Here is a 14,456-nt window from a genome sequence, read left to right as displayed (position 1 = left end):
CCGCGCCGGGCGGGCGGGCCCGATCTCCGAACGGCGGGCCGGGCCGGGCCAGGCCAGAGGGCGGGCGAGGCGGGCTGGGCGGGCTGGGCGGTCGGCGGCAGGCCGATCTCCCGACGGCGGCCGGACGGCGGGCCGGGCCGCTCACCGCCGCCGGGCGAGCTCCCCGCGGATCTCGACGAGGATGTCACGGGTGCGCGTGACCGGCTCGGCCTCGATGCACAGGCGCTCCATGACCTCCAGGTAGCGGTCGACGTCGTCGCGCTTCTCCAGGTAGACGGCGCTGGTGAGCTGCTCCATGTAGACCACGTCGGGCAGGTCCGGCTGGGAGAAGCGCAGGATGCTGAAGGGACCGCCGGCCGCCGCGTGGCCGCCGACGCTGAACGGCACGATCTGGACGGTGACGTTGGGCAGCTCGAGCGCTTGGAGGATGTGGTCGATCTGCTCGCACATCACCTCGGCGCCGCCGAGGGGACGGCGCAGCACGGCCTCGTCGAGCACGGCCCACAGGTGGGGCGGGTCGGGCCTGTGCAGGAGCTTCTGCCGGGCCAGGCGCAACCGCACCCGGCGCTCCACCTCCTGCGGCGCGGCGCCGGGGAAGCCGAGCCGGACCACGGCCCGGGCGTACCCCTCGCTCTGCAGCAGCCCCGGCACGAACTGGACCTCGTAGTTGCGGATGCCGGCGGCCGACTCCTCCAGGCCGACGTAGGTCTCGAACCAGGAGGGCAGGACGTCGTTGTAGTTGTGCCACCAGCCGGGCTGGTTGGCCTTCTCGACCAGGGAGAGCAGGGGGCGGCGGTCGTCCTCCTCGATCACTCCGTAGAGCGTGAGCAGGTCGGCCACGTCGCGGATCCGGAAGCCGACCCGGCCGAGCTCCATCCGGCTGACCTTCGAGTGCGAGGCGCGGATGGCGCGTCCCGCCTCCTCGAGGGTGATGTCGCGTCCCTCGCGCAGGCGGCGCAGCTGGGCGCCCAGCACGATCCTCAGCACGGTGGAGCTGGCCTGTGGCGCGATCATGGAGCTCAGGCTCACCGGCTCGCCATCGGCGTGAGGTGTGATCATCTATAGTCCTTCGGACGCGAAACGCGAGCCTTCGCCCACTCTTCGTGGCGATCGCGAGCCTTCACCGTACTCCGCTCGCCTTCCTCAGGCTATATAGAATTTTATTCTTTCATTACCGCCCCGTGGGACACCACCCGCTCAGGCGATCAGATCGTCGAAGTCCCCCCGCTTGACCCCTCGGACGAACGCGTCGATCTCACTCCGGGTGTAGATCAGCGCCGCCCCCTCGGGATCCCGGGAGTTGCGCATGGCGACGTCGCCACCGGGCAGCTCGGCGAGCTCCACGCAGTTCCCGCTGGGATTGCTGAAGCGACTCTTGCGCCAGGCGACGCCTTCCATCAGCGTGGCCGACATGCCGTTGTACGGCTGATTCATCCTCGCCTCTCACCGATCAGGCAGGGGAACGACGAGACGAGCATAGACCTTTTGTGCAGATGCACGTGCATCTGTACTTGCTTATGCACAACACGGCATGCAAGATGACTAAGCGGATTGCCCTGTTATGTGATCGTCACGCCTCCCCCAAGGTCGCCGATGCCTGGTTACCCAAGACATGAAGCCACCCCCGTCCGAGCCGAGGTCGGCGGGTGGGAACGGTGGTTGTCGATGCTCGATCACGTCCTCCCGCCCAACGGCCTGCCCCCATGGGCCGGCGGCGAAGGCCACGTCGGGCAGATACAGATGGCCGTGCGGAGCCTGCGCCACGACCCCTGTGCCGCACGGACCGCCCGCGAGTTCGCCACCAGGGCACTGACGTCCTGGGAACTGGAGTCGCTGATCGACGACACCGGCGTCGTGCTCGCCGAACTGGTGACCAACGCCGTACGGCACGGCACCCACAGCCTCCTCGACCCTCGCCCCGCCCCCGACGTACGGGTCGTCCTGTGCCGCACCGAGCGTTCCGTGCTGTGCGCGGTCACCGACCCCAGCGACCAGGCACCCCGCCTGCGCGAGCCGGACTACGAGGCGGAGAACGGCCGGGGACTGCAGCTCGTCGAAGGAGTGAGCGAGACGTGGGGCTGGGCTCCGCTGGAGACGCGCGGCAAGGCCGTCTGGGCGGTCTTCGCCCTTCCCCCCGCGCCTCGGCACCTGGAAGCCTGCCACTGACCGGCCGGCACGCCCCGGGGCCGCCGTCCCGGTTCGGCGCCGCGTCGCGCACACGGACACGCCATGGACACGCCATGGATGCGCCGCGGGCAGGGTGGGGGCACCGATTCGGGCGCCGGTTCAGGCACAGCGCGGAGAACGCCGAAGGGAGGGACCGGGCACCGCGGAGGAGACCGCCAGGAGAAAAAGGACAGAGGGCGAAAATACGCCACACCGCAGGGCGGGCCGATAGTCTCCGCTGAGACTCGCACCCCCGATGGAGGACGACATGGCGTCGCCCCCGCCTGAGCGCCCCAGATTCGACCCCGCGGTTCCGAGCGTGAGCCGGATAACCGACTACCTCCTCGGCGGCAAGAACAACTTCGCCGCCGACCGGGAGGCCGCGCGGGCGTCGCTCGCCATCGCCCCGGAGCTTCCCGTCCTGGCCCGGGAGGGCCGCAGATTCCTCCGGCGGGCGGTCGGCTTCCTCGCCGGGGCCGGCGTCCGTCAGTTCGTCGACATCGGCTGCGGCCTGCCGACCCGGGACAGCGTGCACCAGGTCCTGCACACCGTCGCACCGGACGCACGGGTGGTCTACGTCGACAACGACCCGATGGTCGTCACACACGCCAGAGCGCTGCTGAAGGACGAGAGCGTGGTCACGGTCGTCGAGGCCGACGCCCGTGACCCGGAACGGCTCCTCACCCATCCCCGGCTCACCGCGACGATCGACCTCGGCCGGCCCGTGGCGTTCCTGCTCTTCTCCGTCCTGACCGACGTCACCGACGACGTGCAAGCCATGCAGATCACCACCGGTCTGCAGAAGGCCATGGCGCCGGGCGGCTACCTGGCCCTGTCGCACGCGGTCCGCGATCTGTGCCCGGACAGGACCGCCCGGCTCGCCGCCCTCTACCAGAGGCAGGGGTCGGTCACCGGGCCGTACCGCGCCAACCTGCGGAGCAGAGCCGAGGTCGAGGTCTTCTTCGACGGACTGGAACTGGTCGAGCCAGGCGTGGTCCACCTCCCGCGGTGGCGGCCCGACGGGCCGGGGCCACACCACCCGGACGCGGTGTGGGTCGTCGGCGGGATCGGGCGGAAGGGATAGAATCCCCGCTGAAACCGGGGTTCCAGCCTCGGGATCTTGCCCTGACACCCGTTCGCGAACGTCGTCGCCCGGTGTCACGAGCGGAGGAGACGGCACATGAGCGACGCGACCCGGCGGTCCGGGCCGGGCCTGGACACGAGCGTGCCCAACGTCGCCCGGATGAACGACTACTTCCTCGGCGGCAAGGACAACTTCGCCGCCGACCGTCGCGCGGCCGAGAAGGTGCTCGCCATCGCCCCCGAGGTCAGGGACATGGCCAGGGAGGCCAACGCCTTCATCGGGCGGGCGGTGCGCTTCCTCGTCGGGGAGGGCGTCACCCAGTTCGTCGTCATCGACTCGGGTCTGCCCACGCAGAACAACGTGCACCAGGTGGCCCGCTCCCTCGATTCCGGAGCGCGGGTGGCCTACGTGGCCGCCGACCCGGTCGTGCTCTCGCACGCCCGTGCCCTGCTCGCCACCGACGACCGCACCGCCGTCGTCGAGGGGCACGTCCTCAATCCGGATGCCCTGCTCGCCGACCCCGGACTGCGGCGGCTCGTCGACCTCGACCTGCCGGTGGCCGTCATCATCCGATCCGCGCTGCAGTTCATCCCCGACGAGGACGACCCGTTCAAGAGCGTGTCCGTGCTGCGCGACGCGGTGGCGGCCGGCAGCTACTTCGTGATCGGCCACGCCGTCTTCGACGTGCGTCCGGAGGCGGCCGGTCCGCTGGTCGACGTCTACCGGCAGGTTCTCGGCCGCGCCGAGGACGCCTCCCGCACCAGCGCCGAGGTGCTGCGTTTCTTCGACGGGCTGGAGCTGGTCGAGCCGGGGCTGGTGTACGCCCGCCACTGGCGCCCGGACAACCCGCTGTCCACGCTGGGCCGCCAGAAGACGTGGTCCATGGGCGGGGTCGCCCGCAAGACCGGACACTGACCCCTGAAGGGGGAGCCGGCCCGCAAGCCGGACCCCCTCCGAGGCGGCCGGTGAAAGTTTCATCGCCCGCGTGGCGGGACAGTGCGGCCTCCCCGTCCGGCTCGCCGGTTTCCGGGCAGTGACGGAGCAGCGGCTTCCCGCTCCCGGGTGTCCACCGGCCTCATCGCCCGCCGCGCGTCTCCGGTTCCAACAAGGTCTTCCAGCACAACGGCGCCGGCAGGCTCACCATCAGGAACTTCCAGGTGCACGGCGCGGGCAGGCTCTACCGGGCCTGCGGCAACTGCTCCAGCTCCTACCAGCGGCACGTGGTCATGGACGGCGTCACCGCCGGTTCCACAAAGGCGCCGGCCGGGATCAACTCCAACTGGGGCGACACCGCGCGCTTCAGCCGGATCATCGTGTACGGCAGCGCCACCATCTGCGAGAGGTACAGGGCGTGCCCAAGGGCAGCGAGCCCACCAAGCTCGGCTCCGGACCCGACGGCACCCACTGCCTGTACTCCGAGTCCGACATCACCCGCAAGTAGTCCGGCTCAGGCAACGGGCTCCGGACGACGGACGCCGGACGACGGACCAGGTACGGCCCGGATGGAAGACCGGACCGTACCTGGTCGCGGGGTGCCGGGGCCCGCACGCACGCCCGGCACGGGATCCTGTCACATGGGTTCGACGAGATTGATCGTGTTCAGGCCGGGGAAGTCACGGGTCGCCGTGCCGAAGTCCTGGAAGACGATCCACTCGGCGTCTCCGCCGTCGATGTAGCCGCTCACGGTTCCGGCCGCCTGCGCCCACGAGTAGTCGTTGATCAGGGAGAAGACCGGGGCCCCGCTGTCACCCCTCCTGGCGAACTCTCTCCCGCCGGACGATCCCTTCGCGGAGATCATGTCGTTCCAGCACTCGAACGTGCCGCCCACGTGGAGCTCACCGCATATCGTGGTGTACTCGCCGTCGACCGTGAACCCGCACCTCGCCCCGGAGTACACGCCCGAGTAGCACAGCGACTGCCCGGAGGCGGTCCAGCCCCAGCCGACCACCGGCTTGGTGAAGTCGCTGACGCCGGGAGCGCCGTCCCAGATACGGCTCGTCGCGTCCGTCTCGATGAGCAGCAGGTCGTGGGACTGGTTCTTGTGCGTCGCCTGCCCGATGCGCCGCTGACCGGAGCCGTCGTAGAAGACGCTTCCCCGGACGCCGCAATGACCGGCGGTCAGGAGATACTCGGCGGTGCCGATGCGCACGCCGAACCCGGCGGTGCAGTTGTACCCCAGGTTGGCGTCTCCGCCGCACGGGCCGAAGCTGCCGACCGCCTCGTTGCGGATGGCGGCCCCGCCGGACCACGCGGGCCTGTCGTCGCATCGTCTGGTGGGTGTGAACTGATCACGCTCGGCCAGGGCCACCGGAACGCCGGCATCGGGGAGCGCGGCGAGGCCGCGGGCCTGCCCCGGGCGGACCGCCGCCTCCAGACCCCTGCCGTCGGAGAACACCTTGAGCGCGTGAACCCGGCCACCGTGTTCGACGCCCGCCGACCGCCACAGCCGGTCGGCGGCGGCCCGTAACTCCCGCCTGGAATGCGCGGCGGCCCTGACCTCGACCGGGACGCCCGCGTCACGCGCGGCGCGGGCCACCGCCGCGGACGGCGTGCCCTTCCACCACAGGAGCACCTGGTCACCGGCGATCTCGAGACCCGCGTATCCCGCGTCGGCCCCGCCCTCGACGAGCTGACGGATCCGGGACGCCGCCCGGACGAGCGGCTCCTGCCGTGTCATGGCCTGCCGGTCCTGAGGAGACAGGTAGTCGGAAGAGCCGGCGGGTACCGGCGGTGTGGCTTCGGCGGCCGGTCCCGGGGCGGTCGCGGCCATCCCGGGGCCGGCCCCGACGGCGGCCGCGAGCAAAACCGCGGCCGTTACGAGGGGAAGACGGAAACGCACGATGATCCTGATCCTTCCATGGGAACGAAAGCGGTGATCCGGCTCGGATGCTCGACGCCCGCCATGCCGGGCCAGCCGGCGGTCGCGGGCGGCGGGGCCGTACCGTCCCTCGGGAGGCGGTGGGGCCGGCCGCCGGAGGTGAGTGACCCTGCGGACTCACCGCCTTCGACGCCCCGGTCCCCCTGTTCGCCGCTTCCCGGGAGTGGTCACGGTGTCATCCGTGCGTTGCCAGTGGCTTGTGCGTCCTTGGAGAGGCTTGAAGCGACTCCTCGCCCGGCGGCGGGCACCCCCAAGACCGCCGATGTCGCTCGGCGGTCCTTCCTCGGGGCGGCCCCGCTGCGACGCCCGTTCGCGGCGTGACCGGGGCATGGGCCGGGAACCGTTCGAACGCCCGTCGCGACCGGCCCGATATCAGCCCGGTCGGCAGGCCGGGACTCGCGGTGGTCGCCGCGATCAGCGAATGGCTCTGACCGGCACTTCGATACAGGCCTTAGTCATGCTTGGGCCAGATCAGGCCCTGGTCGGTCCAGGTGACGCCCTTGTTGCGGCACAGACAGAAGGGGTGACCGATGGGGTCGGTGTAGACCCGCCAGCCGTAGCCGTCGGGGCCGATGAAGTCCTGCTGCAGCGTCGCGCCGAGGTCGAGGACGCGGCGCTGCTCGGACTCGATCTCGTCCACTTCGAAGTCGAGGTGGAACTGCTTGGGGTGCTCGCTGCCGGGCCACTGCGGAGCGCGGTAGTCGTCCACCCGGATGAAGGCCAGCTCGACCTCGCCGAACGTGATGCCGGCCCAGTTCTCGTTGCTGCCTTCCTTGATCGGGCGGCCCGTCACCTCAGCGTAGAAGGCCGCCAGCTTCATCGTGTCCGGGCAGTCGATGATGAAATCGGTGAGTCGCAGCACCCCGCGATCTTGCCACAAGATCTTTGATACAGGCCTTGGGGCCGTTCCGAGGTCAGATCTTCAGAAGGTGACGTGTGACCGGTGGAACCAGCTCGACAACGCGATCGGCTGCCCGTTCACCTGTCAAGGGGAGCCCAGCCGGAACCGTGTTCTTTGCCGCTACGCGGTGCGACGCCCGCCGCGTCGCTCCGGCCAGGGCCAGCCCATGGTGAGCGACTCACCGACCGCCAGGGCGTGCCAGCGGCTCGCGCTCTGGTCCAGCCGCTCAAGGATCGCGATGACCTCGGCCTCCGTCACTCCGACTTCCCGAAGGGCCGCGGCGGCGTTCTCCGGCATGGGGATACGGCCGGTGTGCACCAGCCACGCGGTCAGCGCGACGCCCGCCAACTTCGCCGCCCACGGCCAGGCCGACCTCGACCCGGCCGACACGGACTCCGCTTGCGCGGAGCCGTCTTGCGGATCCGAAACCCCAGCCCGCCTGAAGATCTGAGCTCGGAACAGGTCCTACTCGACCGTCAGCAGGTCCTCGCGCTCCACGGCCTCCAGGGAGAGGGTCTTGTAGCCCACCTCGTCGAACAGGACGGTGATCCGGTCGCTCTCGCGGCTCATCACCATCCCCTCGCCCCAGGCGCTGTGGTGCACCCGGGCGTGCATCTCGTACGGGCCGTCCGCCTCGGGCTCGGTGGAGACGCCCGTCCGGCAGGTGTCGCAGGCCCCGCAGGTGCGCTCGTACGGCTCCCCGAAGTACTCCAGCAGGAACCGGCGGCGGCAGCCCGTGGTCTCGGCGTACCCGCGCATCATGTCGATGCGCGACTCGTCGATGCGGCGGCGGGTGTCGTCCAGTTCGACGGCCCGGGCGACCGCCTCCTCCGGGCCGGGGCCGCCACGGGCGCGGCGCAGGTCACCGCGCGCGGTGACCTCGACCGCGTCCGCCCGCTCCAGCAGGTTCACCAGGCGGGTGAGCCGGGTGGCGCCGATGCCGAGCACCTCGCGGAGCTCGCGGGCGGGAACCGTGCCGCCGTGCTCGTGGACGAGGGTCGCGACGCGCAACAGCAGTTCCTCGTCCGCCCGGCCGCCGGCGAAGAACCTGCGCAGCCCGAGGTCTTCGGGCCGGTAGAAGAGCACCGCGGCCGACGGCTCACCGTCCCGGCCGGCTCGGCCGATCTCCTGGTAGTAGGAGTCGGGCGACTCCGGCGGCGCGGCGTGCAGCACGTAGCGGACGTCCGGCTTGTCGATGCCCATGCCGAACGCGGAGGTCGCCACGACGACGTCCAGCTCGTCGTCGCGGAACATCTCGTGGATCCGGTGGCGGTCGGCGGCCTTCATTCCCGCGTGGTACGGCTCGGCGCGCCGGCCTGCCTCGCGCAGCGCGTCGGCGTACTCCTCGGCGGCCCGGCGGGTGGCGACGTAGACCAGGCCGAGGCCGCTACGGGAGGCGGCGTCCTCCACCAGGGCCCGGCGCAGGTCCTCCTGGGAGGTGAAGCGCCGCACCTCCAGGTCGAGGTTGGGCCGGTCGAACCCGCGCACGATCTGCCGGACGTCCGACAGGCCGAGGGCCGAGACGATCTCCTCCCGCACCGACGGGGTGGCCGTGGCGGTCAGCGCGACCACCGGCGGATGACCGAGCCGCTCGATCACCTGCCCCAGCCGCAGGTAGTCGGGGCGGAAGTCGTGCCCCCAGGCCGCGACGCAGTGCGCCTCGTCGACGGCGATCAGCGAGGGGCGGGCGGCGCGGAGCCGTTCGACCGTCTCGGGTTTGGCCAGTTGCTCGGGAGAGAGGAACACGAACTCGGTCGTGCCGGCGCGGACGGCGTCGAGGGAGTCGCCGCCGCCGGACTGCGCCGAGTTGACCGCGACCGCTCCTCCGGCGTCGGCGCCGCGCAGGCCGGCGACCTGGTCACGCTGGAGCGCGATCAGCGGTGAGACGACCACGGTGGGGCCGTCGAGCAGCAGCGCGGGCACCTGGTAGACGGCCGACTTGCCGCTGCCGGTGGGCATGACCACGAGCGCGTCGCCGCCGGACAGCAGGTGGCGCATGGCCTCCAGTTGTCCGGGCCGCAGTTCCCGCCAGCCGAAGACCTCGCGGGCCACCTCCCGCAGCCGCCGCGTCCGTGCCCCGGACCCGTCTTTGACGCCCATGCCGTCCGCCTTCCGGTCTCCCCGACTGTCACGGCCCAGGTACCCGCGGATCGGCGGGGTAGTCGCGCGCGATCATCACGGGGATGAGGGGCGCCGCGCGGGCGCCCCTCGGTCGGCCGGTCGGGACCTCCCCGGTCGTCCGGGGGTGAGCCGGTCGCGGGTTCCCCGGTCGTCCGGGGGCGAGCCGGTCGCGGTCTCCGGGGTCACTTGGGCATGAGCACGCCGTCGATGAGGTAGACGGTGGCGTTGGCGGTCTGGATGTTGCCGCAGACGATCTTCGCGTCGTCGATGGTGAACTCCTCACCGGAGCCCTCGACGGTGAGCGTGCCGCCCTGGAGCGTGGTCAGCGTCCCCTCCGTCAGGTTCTCGGGCGTCTTCTTGCCCTCGACGACGTGATAGGTCAGGACCTTGGTCAGTTCCTCCTTGTCGGCGAGGAGCTTGTCGAGCGTGTCCTTGGGGACCTTGTCGAAGGCGTCGTTCGTGGGTGCGAACACCGTGACGTCCTCGGCGGAGTTGAGCGTCTCGGCCACACCGGCCTGCTTGATCGCATCGTTCAGCGTGGACAGCTCGGGGTTGGAGGCGACGGCGTCCGCGACGGGCTTGCCCGCCATGTCCTCCAGGCTGCCCTCACCCGTGGCCGGCAGGGAGGCGCAGGCCGGGCCGAACGGCTCGGTCATCGCGCCCGTCCCGGTGGGAGACGGCGACGTCATGTCCGTGGGAGACGGTGAGGTCATGTCGGTGGGGGACGGTGAGGTCATGTCGGTGGGTGCGGGCGGGCTGGCACCGGTGTCGGTGGGCACGGGCGCGGGAGAGAGACCCGGGCTCATGGCGCCCGCCTGGGCTGCGGGAAGCGCGGTCATGGCGAGCACGGTCAGAGCCGAGGCGAGGAGAGCCTTTTTCTCCACGTTCATCTCCTTCGGGTGGGCGGATGAGCCGCCGGGCCCGCCGGACGGTGCCCGAGGCGCTCATCCACTGCTTTTGGAGATCGATTCCCGACACTTCCTCACAAATGCCACATTAGGAGATTTTTGACTACTTATCTCCCAGAAATCCATATAAGTGTCCAGAAGAGCCGATATTCCATTCCGGAAAACCACGGGAAACCGGCCGTTCCCCTCCCCCGTACAGTGAGGGCATGAGCCCGAGGATCGCGACCAACGAGGTCGTCTCACGTGACCGGCTGCTGGATTTCCTCCGTCACCGCCACCGCGCGCTGCTCATCACCGCACGGCGCGACGGCAGGCCGCAGGCGTCCCCGGTGACCTGCGGCGTCGACGCCGAGGGCCGCATCGTGGTGTCCACCTACCCCGAGCGCGCCAAGGCGGCCAACGCCCGGCGCGACCCCGGGGTGAGCGTCGTGGTCCTGTCGGACGACTTCGACGGCCCCTGGGTGCAGGTGGACGGCACGGCCGAGGTGCTCGACCTGCCCGAGGCGCTGGAACCGCTGGTCGAGTACTACCGGGCCGTCTCCGGCGAGCACCCCGACTGGGACGAGTACCGCGCGGCCATGGTCCGCCAGGGCAAGTCGCTGCTGCGCGTCACCCCGGAGCGCTGGGGCCCCGTCGCTACCGGCGGCTTCCCCGCCCGCCTGGCCTGAACGCGGACGCGCCGGGCGGAACGGCCTTCCAAGGTCGCCCCAGGCCACGCCGGGCCACCCCGGGTCGTCCGGGAGCCGTCGCCCCGGGCCACACCGGGCCACCCCGTGCCATGCGGGAGCCGTCGCTCCTGGACCCTCCCAGATCACCCCGGCTCCCCTGGAGCCCCCGGGGTCACCCCGGCTCCCCCGGGGACGTTCCCAGGTCCTTACGAGATCACCCGAGGTCCGCCAGGACGGCGTCGGCGGCGCGGCGGCCGGAGACCAGGGCTCCCTGGTGAGAGCCGGTGTCGCGGTGGTCACCGCACACGTAGCGGCCGTCCGCGAAACGGACCGGGCGCCGCATCCGCAACGGCGGCGGCATCGCCGGCAGCGCGTCCCCGATCGCGTAGGTCGCCAGGTGCTCCCAGCCGGAGGTGTCGGTGCCGTAGATCTGCGACAGCCGTGCCCGGACGCGGGGCTCGTCGCCGGCGGAGAGGACCCCCAGGACCGAGGTGGAGATCAGCGCGCGGCCCGGCGGGGCGTACTCCGGGGCGGCGTCGCTGATGACCAGGGTGTCGGTGATGTGGCCCTCCACGTCGACGATCTGCGTGGGGTCCTCCATGGGTGAGCGCGGGGCCGCGTGGTAGAAGGTCGTCACCGACCTCATCGTCGGGATCTCCAGCCCCGGGTAGAGCGCCGCGGCCATGGCCGGGTCGGTCGCCACGACCACCGCGCGGGCCGGGATCGTGCCGTCCCCGGCCGTCTCCACGCCGTCCTCACTGACCGCGATGACGGGGGTGCCGAGGGAGATCGCACCGGGCGGGAGCCGGGTGGCGAGCTGGCGGGCGATCTGGCCCATGCCGAGCGCGGGCACCCCGACCGTGCCCCGGGCGAAGGCCCGCCAGATCAGGTGGAAGAAACGGCTGGAGGTCTCCAGCTCGCGTTCGAGCACGACACCCGCGAGGAAGGGGCGGATCATCTTCTCGATCATCTTCTGTGAGATGCCCCAGTGCCGCAGTTCCTCCTGTGTGGTGCGCTCGCGGCCGTCACGCAGCCGATCGGCGGGCAGGGCGATGTCGCGCGCGGTGAGCGCGGCCAGCGCGACCTTGTCCAGCGGTGACCCCACGTCGGCCAGCAACCCGCTCAGCGCCTGACTCGGGTGGCGCCACGGCAGCATGAAACGCTCCCGGCGCCCGCGCTCGAAGGCGATCACACCCGAGGGGATCGCGCGCAGGTCCAGAGCGGCGACGTCGAGCACCCGGCCCGCCTCGGGGTAGGCGGTGTTGAACACCTGGAAGCCCCGGTCGAGCCGGAAACCGTCCACGACGTCGGTGCGCACCCGGCCGCCCACCTCCTCCGACGACTCGACGACGCGGACGGGCACCCCGGCGGAGTGCAACCGGACGGCGCACGCCAGGCCCGCGAGACCCGCACCGACGATGATCACCGTGTCCGACATGCGCAACCCCCTGGTTCGACGGCGGCGGGATCCGCCCCCTGTGACTTCGGACGGCGTCCGCCGGGGGTTGCGTCGGCCGCCCCGTCCGACCGGGGCCCTACCCCAGCTTCACGGTGATCTCTCCCCCGAGCCGGAAACCACCCTCCAGCCGGAGGTCGTCGCCGCTCCAGAACCGGCCCGGGTCGTACCAGTTGGGCCGCCTGCCGCCGGGGAGCAGGCCCATGGCCTCGTAGGTGACGGCGACGACCTCGGCGCAGTAGGCGCTCTCCAGAGCGCTCTCCTCCCGCCCCCGCTTGAAGATCTTCGGTATCCGTCCCTTCATCCAGCGTCCGGCGAGCCTGGCCGTGGACGGGAAGGGGGTGCCGTCGAGCCGGGCGACGGTGCGCAGGACGGCGTCCTCCATCTCCCGGGGGATCTCCGGTTCCAGCTGCCGGAGCCAGGCCCGCTGGCCGTACCGGGTGGCCCAGACCGTGACCGCCTCGCACAGGTCGTGCAACTGCACCCCGCGCTGGTGCGTCCCCGACCACAGGTCGGGCAGCGAGCGGCCGAGCTCGGCGTGCCACATCAGGGGAGGCATGTCGTCGATGACGACCGACATGCCGACGTGGTTGACGGGGCTGTTCGTCACGGTCTGGATGGCGCGGTCGGGCACCGTCCGGCCGCGGAACAGCCACACGTCACCGGTGCGGGTCAGGTTGACGGCCTCGTCGAGGCTGATGTTCTTACCGGACATGCCAGTAGCGTAGGCACATGCGATGGTGGAAGATACTCGGCCTGGCGGGCGTCGCGGGCGTGGCGGCCACGGGAGCGGTGATCGCGCGAGCCGAGCGGCGGCGGCAGGCCTACACCCCGGACGAGATCCGCACCCGGCTGCGCGCCCGCCTGGAGGAGGGCTCCGCGCGGGAGGCCGCCGAGGACGGAGCGCGTCCGCCGGACGTCAGCCGAAGCTGACGGCGACCGGGTCCCAGCCCTGGGGCTCCCGGCGGGGTCCTCGCCTCCCGGCGGGGGTCCTCACCTCCCGGCGGGGTCCTCACCTCCCGGCGGGGGTCCTCACCTCCCGGCGGGGTCCTCATCTCCCGGCGGGGGGCCTCACCTCCCGGGGCAGGACGAGCGCGGCGGCGCCGTACAGGCCGGCGTCACGCTCCAGCGCGGTACGGGTGACGGTGAGGCGGTGCAGGAAGCCGAGCCCGGCCTGCTTGGCGACCGCCTGCCGCAGCGGGGTGAGCAGCGTGTCGCCCGCCCCGGAGACACCGCCGCCGACGACGACCTCGTCGAGGTCGAACAGGGCCGCCGCGGTGAGGATCGCCGTGGCGAGCGCGTCGGCGGCCCGCTGGAAGGCGAGCCGGGCGACGGGGATCCCGCGCGCGGCGTCGGACGCCAGGGCCCTGGCGTCCGGGTGGCCGGCCGCGGCGCGCCAGCCGTTCGCCAGGGCCCAGCGGACCATGCTCGGGCCGCTGGCGATCGTCTCCAGGCAGCCGGTCGCCCCGCAGGGGCACGGCTCGCCGTCGCGGTCGACGGTGATGTGGCCGATGTGCCCGGCGTTCCCGGTCGGGCCCAGATACGGTTCCCCGTCGAGGACGACGCCGCCGCCCACACCGGTGGAGACCACGATGCCCAGGAGGGCACGGGAGGCCGGGCCGTGCCCACCCCGCCACCATTCGCCGAGCGCCATGCACTGGCCGTCTCCCGCGAGTGCGACGGGCACTGCGGGGACGAGCCCGCCGACGGTGTCGGCCAGCGGGAAGTCCCGCCAGGCCGGGATGTTGACCGGGCTGACCCTGCCGGCGGTGACGTCGACCGGGCCCGCGGAGCCGATGCCGACCCCGGTCACCTCCGCGGGGCCGACCTCGCGGACCAGCGAGGCGAGGGTGGCGGTGGGGTCCGGCCCGACCGGCACCTCCGTCCGGCGGTCCATGCTCCCGTCCGGCCGGACGAGCGCGGCGGCGAACTTGGTGCCGCCGATGTCGATCGCGAGGACGGTCACGAGCCGCCCTCACGGGCGGGCGGGGACGGGAAGGGGCGGGAGGTACCCGCCGGGGGCGGGAAGGGGCGGCAGGTGCCCGCCGGGGCCGCCACGCGGCTGTGCAAGGGGTCCTCCGGTGCTGGGAAACAGGCGATCGTCACCCGGGAACCGGGCAAACAGGGTGAAGGTATGACGGCGATGACAACGTTGTCAACGGTCTGCGCGTCCCGGGTCCGGGCGGCCGCGGCGGGGCGGTCGCGACACGCCGGGCACGCTACGCGGACTTCTCCGATTCGCGGGTAGATACGGTGAGCCACGACTGATATGAG

At 71.8% G+C, this 14,456-nt stretch carries 15 protein-coding genes and 1 pseudogene; 6 read left to right on the top strand and 10 right to left on the bottom strand.

The features are described from left to right. Positions 1-141: 141 nt before the first annotated feature. Both F4562_RS32540 and F4562_RS32535 read right to left on the bottom strand, forming a co-directional pair. Positions 142-1,059 carry a Sco1979 family transcriptional regulator gene (locus F4562_RS32540; protein ID WP_184546753.1) on the bottom strand — a complete coding sequence of 306 codons (918 nt, stop codon included), beginning with the start codon at positions 1,057-1,059 and terminating at the stop codon, positions 142-144. A 138-nt stretch (positions 1,060-1,197) separates the two neighbouring features. Then, a complete protein-coding gene (locus tag F4562_RS32535) occupies positions 1,198-1,434 on the bottom strand; it encodes a DUF397 domain-containing protein (RefSeq protein WP_184546755.1) in 237 nt (78 codons plus the stop codon). 231 nt (positions 1,435-1,665) lie between these two features. Between F4562_RS32535 and F4562_RS32530 the strand changes: the two genes are divergently transcribed. The 4 genes and pseudogenes from F4562_RS32530 to F4562_RS36760 form a co-directional block, all read left to right on the top strand. After that, positions 1,666-2,166 carry an ATP-binding protein gene (locus F4562_RS32530; protein WP_184546757.1) on the top strand — a complete coding sequence of 167 codons (501 nt, stop codon included), beginning with the start codon at positions 1,666-1,668 and terminating at the stop codon, positions 2,164-2,166. Between the two features lie 256 nt (positions 2,167-2,422). After that, positions 2,423-3,250 (top strand): SAM-dependent methyltransferase, encoded by an 828-nt coding sequence (locus F4562_RS32525; RefSeq protein WP_312872191.1) that lies wholly within the window; start codon positions 2,423-2,425, stop codon positions 3,248-3,250. 96 nt (positions 3,251-3,346) lie between these two features. Further along, the gene (locus F4562_RS32520) at positions 3,347-4,165 is read left to right on the top strand and encodes an SAM-dependent methyltransferase (protein ID WP_184546762.1); all 819 of its coding nucleotides are present in this window, start codon (positions 3,347-3,349) and stop codon (positions 4,163-4,165) included. A 242-nt stretch (positions 4,166-4,407) separates the two neighbouring features. Continuing rightward, a pseudogene (locus F4562_RS36760) lies at positions 4,408-4,545 on the top strand (pectate lyase); the annotation flags it as partial. 275 nt (positions 4,546-4,820) lie between these two features. Here the strand turns inward: F4562_RS36760 and F4562_RS32510 are convergent. The 5 genes from F4562_RS32510 to F4562_RS32490 form a co-directional block, all read right to left on the bottom strand. Continuing rightward, entirely contained in the window at positions 4,821-5,927 is a 1,107-nt protein-coding gene (locus F4562_RS32510) for a chymotrypsin family serine protease (protein ID WP_184546764.1), read from the bottom strand. Positions 5,928-6,579: 652 nt separating this feature from the next. Beyond that, positions 6,580-6,990, bottom strand: a complete 411-nt coding sequence (locus F4562_RS32505) for a VOC family protein (protein ID WP_184546765.1) — start codon at positions 6,988-6,990, stop codon at positions 6,580-6,582. Between the two features lie 159 nt (positions 6,991-7,149). Further along, positions 7,150-7,419 (bottom strand): hypothetical protein, encoded by a 270-nt coding sequence (locus tag F4562_RS32500; protein ID WP_184546767.1) that lies wholly within the window; start codon positions 7,417-7,419, stop codon positions 7,150-7,152. A gap of 75 nt (positions 7,420-7,494) precedes the next feature. Continuing rightward, positions 7,495-9,129 (bottom strand): RecQ family ATP-dependent DNA helicase, encoded by a 1,635-nt coding sequence (locus F4562_RS32495; protein ID WP_184546768.1) that lies wholly within the window; start codon positions 9,127-9,129, stop codon positions 7,495-7,497. A 203-nt stretch (positions 9,130-9,332) separates the two neighbouring features. Next, a complete protein-coding gene (locus F4562_RS32490; protein WP_376770952.1) occupies positions 9,333-10,040 on the bottom strand; it encodes a fasciclin domain-containing protein in 708 nt (235 codons plus the stop codon). A 224-nt stretch (positions 10,041-10,264) separates the two neighbouring features. On the opposite strand from F4562_RS32490, the gene F4562_RS32485 reads away from it, so the two are divergent. Then, the gene (locus F4562_RS32485) at positions 10,265-10,726 is read left to right on the top strand and encodes a PPOX class F420-dependent oxidoreductase (RefSeq protein ID WP_184546770.1); all 462 of its coding nucleotides are present in this window, start codon (positions 10,265-10,267) and stop codon (positions 10,724-10,726) included. A gap of 214 nt (positions 10,727-10,940) precedes the next feature. Here the strand turns inward: F4562_RS32485 and F4562_RS32480 are convergent, their stop codons facing one another. Together F4562_RS32480 and F4562_RS32475 are read right to left on the bottom strand one after the other, a co-directional pair. Beyond that, entirely contained in the window at positions 10,941-12,164 is a 1,224-nt protein-coding gene (locus F4562_RS32480) for an NAD(P)/FAD-dependent oxidoreductase (protein WP_184546772.1), read from the bottom strand. A gap of 97 nt (positions 12,165-12,261) precedes the next feature. Further along, positions 12,262-12,897: a hypothetical protein gene (locus tag F4562_RS32475; protein WP_184546774.1), complete on the bottom strand. Its 636-nt coding sequence runs from the start codon at positions 12,895-12,897 to the stop codon at positions 12,262-12,264. 17 nt (positions 12,898-12,914) lie between these two features. Between F4562_RS32475 and F4562_RS32470 the strand changes: the two genes are divergently transcribed. After that, positions 12,915-13,115: a hypothetical protein gene (locus tag F4562_RS32470; protein ID WP_184546776.1), complete on the top strand. Its 201-nt coding sequence runs from the start codon at positions 12,915-12,917 to the stop codon at positions 13,113-13,115. 118 nt (positions 13,116-13,233) lie between these two features. Here the strand turns inward: F4562_RS32470 and F4562_RS32465 are convergent, their stop codons facing one another. Beyond that, positions 13,234-14,148, bottom strand: a complete 915-nt coding sequence (locus tag F4562_RS32465) for an ROK family protein (RefSeq protein ID WP_184546778.1) — start codon at positions 14,146-14,148, stop codon at positions 13,234-13,236. Positions 14,149-14,456 lie beyond the last annotated feature (308 nt).

The organism is Streptosporangium becharense, assembly GCF_014204985.1.
Lineage (GTDB): Bacteria > Actinomycetota > Actinomycetes > Streptosporangiales > Streptosporangiaceae > Streptosporangium > Streptosporangium becharense.
The sequence above is the reverse complement of the archived record's forward strand: the minus strand, read 5'-3'. Positions and strand labels throughout refer to the sequence as shown.